Raw genomic sequence first — 2,961 nt, 5'->3', positions numbered from 1 at the left:
GTGATCAAAGCGGGTTGCGCGCATGCCGCGCGGTTCGGCTATCCAGACATCAGGATTACGGACCGCCGGCCCGGTTTCGGACAGCTCCATTTCTGCGTATAGGTCAAACACATGCGCGGTTGGGGTATTGAAGCGGATCTTGCGTCCGACACCGGGATCTTCACCGGCGGGAATGACGTCAACATGCACACCGCAGTCGAGCAGGCGTTCAGCGAAATGATCAAGATCGGAGTCTTTCGCAACCTTGAAACCCATCCGGTCGAGTCCGGCCGTATCTGCTTCACACAAAATGATACTGTGTCGGTCGAATTCGTCGAAAGCCTGGAAGAAGGCGCGCCCATCCTCGACGCTTACAAGATTAAGTCCAATTCGGTCGCGGTAATGCAGGATGGACTCTTCGAGGTCGAGAACCCGCAGTTGCACGTACCCAGGGCGCAGTACACCGGTCACAGCCATTTCAATTCTCCTTGTTCCGTCAGCCTTTGAGGCCATTAGTGAAAAATTCAGTCACGATTCGGTTAAAGCTGGCCATACGTTCGATCTGGACCCAATGGCCGCATTCGCCAAACACGTTCAAATCGGCGCAGGGCAGCAAAGTTGCCAGACGCACGCTGGACTCCAGCGGAATGACCTCGTCGAACCGGCCATGCAGCACCAGTGCCTCATGCTGCAGCGCAGCAATGTCTTGTTCTCGGCTTGCCAGCATCGCAATATTGCGCTGACGGTCCGGACCGCCAAAAGTAGCATTATAGGGTGCTTGTGCACCCGGACGGATGCTTGCTTCGTATCGCGACTGGACCAGCTCGTCGGTCAGCCTGCTGTGATCCCATGCAAGATACTCGAGCGAGGAGCGCATGGCCTCGACCGAGGGTTCGTAGCCCCACACCTCATCAAGCGCGGGCGTGATCGGGAATTCAAGGCCTGCCGGCCCCATCAGAACCGCGCGCTCGACCCGGTCCGGATGGGCAACCATGAACGCCAGAGCAATGCCGCCGCCGAAGGAATTACCTACGATCGACACTTTGTCGATGCCGAGGTTGTCGAGCAAGGCCACCAGTTGATCAACCCAGATCTGCTTGTCTTCTATGCGGCCCTTGGAATCGGAATAACCAAATCCGAACATGTCCGGCGCAATCACCCGGAACTGTTTCGCAAGAGCTGGCATATTGAGCCGCCAGTTAGCCCATGCCGTGACGCCCGGCCCCGATCCGTGGATAAGCAGGACTGGCGGACCTTCGCCCACATCATGGTAGTTGGTAACACTGCCATCGACCACCAGCGACTTGCCAATCTCGGGACGTGCAGCTTCTTTCGTTGCGGTGACCATATCTCTCCCGATCGCGCCTTTACCGCCTTCAATCCTTAGCGCCTCCTGTCGTTTTGACGGAAACCACTAAAGGCGGGCGTTAGAATCACTTTCTCACTTTATTGCACAAAACAGAATGCATTGGCAATTAGTGAATGCTCTTTACTCACCGTATGCCCGCGAGCGGTGCACGCGCTGCCTCATGCCAGACCCTCGGCTCTGAGCGCTGCACCGACGGCGGGACGCTGTGCAATCTTGCCCGCATAGGCGCCCAGCGCAGGGTAGGCAGACATATCGATGCCGACATGCCCAGGCCAACCAAGCATCACGAATAAGTAGATGTCAGCAACGCTGAAGGTCTCACCGGCATAATGATCGCGTCCGGTAAGTTCCTTTTCGAGCGCGGCTAGGTGGTTCTTGACCGCCACGTTGGCGTCCGCCTTGGCTTCATCGGACGTCGCTGGGGCGAACAAGGGCACAAACGCCTTGTGGAATTCGGAAGCCAGGAAGCTGAGGCGGCTCAACAGCTGATAGCGATCTCGACCGCCCTCGGCTGGCGCCAGGCCAGCTGAGGAATTCTGATCTGCAATATAAAGCAGAATGGCCGGGTTCTCGGTCAGCGTTTCGCCATTATCGAGGATCAGGGCCGGAACCTTTCCAGAGGAATTGACAGCAAGAAAGTCGTCGCCTGCCTCGGTTTTGCGGGTTGCGAGATCGACCTTGACCGCCTCGAAATCCGCGCCGGTTTCGCGCAGGGCAATATGCGGCGCAAGCGAACAGGCGCCGGGGCTAATGAACAACTGCAATGTGTTTCTCCTCTTGTATTTCACGGATAATGGAACCGGGCGTCAGATCGGGGTTGCCAGCAGGGTCGCGATCCGATGGGTGTCGTAGACGCACATCCGGCTGACCAGCAGCGCCGCGCCGTCGCTAATCAGAAAACGGTCGATATACTTCCCGGCATTGTAGATGCGGGTTTCACCATCGTTGCGGGTTTGCAGCACGGCATAGCTGGCCTCCGCCGTCACCAGGTCTGCGTCGCTACCGGTCAGAACCGCTCGCGAAATCAAGTGACGACTGAAATGTTCAGGGAAAACATTGGCCTGGCGCAAAGCCACTATCCGATCGGTCAACATACCCTTGCTGTCGCAATACATGACCGCAGCCGGCAGGCCGTGGTCGACATTCTCGCGCGCAATCACCTGATAGAGGCAATCGTCAACAAAGAACTCGGGCCACTCCTCGAGCCGCCCGTCATCGAGGCATAACCCGTAAGCGGCGTTCAGGGAATCGACGAGGCCTTGCAGGGCGGGATCGGCGAGGCTCACGCCGGCACCTCTACGGCAGAAGGAGCCTGGCCATCGCCCATCAATTCAAGATACCCTTTCCAGAATCCGCGCACCGCGTTTTCATCCATGCCCATCGGCGCGTAATAGTCGCGCACATCATCACCGCCCATTTCGATGAAATTGTACTTGCCTTCCGCCCCGACCGTGCCTTGCTGGCAAAGTTCGACCGCCTCTCCGTCTTCCATCGAGATCAGTCCTGACGGACCAACAAGATTCAGGTTTCGCAGCCGGTGCCGCGTTGTTTCCTCATCATCGTCGGCATATCCGAAATAGGTCCAGACCAGCTCTGTCTTGTCAGGGCCAAGC

Annotated in this window: 4 protein-coding genes and 1 pseudogene; all 5 read right to left on the bottom strand. The window is 57.6% G+C overall.

Features of this window, described 5'->3' with window-relative positions:
* Window positions 1–456: VOC family protein (locus V7680_RS15360; protein ID WP_335654129.1), on the bottom strand; the 456-nt coding region annotated here is incomplete at its 3' end.
* Between the two features lie 19 nt (window positions 457–475).
* The gene (locus V7680_RS15355; protein ID WP_335654128.1) at window positions 476–1,327 is read right to left on the bottom strand and encodes an alpha/beta fold hydrolase; all 852 of its coding nucleotides are present in this window, start codon (window positions 1,325–1,327) and stop codon (window positions 476–478) included.
* A gap of 179 nt (window positions 1,328–1,506) precedes the next feature.
* Entirely contained in the window at window positions 1,507–2,112 is a 606-nt protein-coding gene (gstA, locus tag V7680_RS15350) for a glutathione transferase GstA (protein WP_335654127.1), read from the bottom strand.
* A 42-nt stretch (window positions 2,113–2,154) separates the two neighbouring features.
* Window positions 2,155–2,634 (bottom strand): aromatic-ring-hydroxylating dioxygenase subunit beta, encoded by a 480-nt coding sequence (locus V7680_RS15345; protein WP_335654126.1) that lies wholly within the window; start codon window positions 2,632–2,634, stop codon window positions 2,155–2,157.
* Window positions 2,631–2,961, bottom strand: a pseudogene (locus V7680_RS15340) (Rieske (2Fe-2S) protein); the annotation flags it as partial. The gene V7680_RS15345 and the pseudogene V7680_RS15340, both read right to left, overlap by 4 nt.

The organism is Parasphingorhabdus sp. (assembly GCF_036963705.1).
GTDB lineage: Bacteria > Pseudomonadota > Alphaproteobacteria > Sphingomonadales > Sphingomonadaceae > Parasphingorhabdus.
This window is presented reverse-complemented; position numbering and strand designations above follow the sequence as displayed.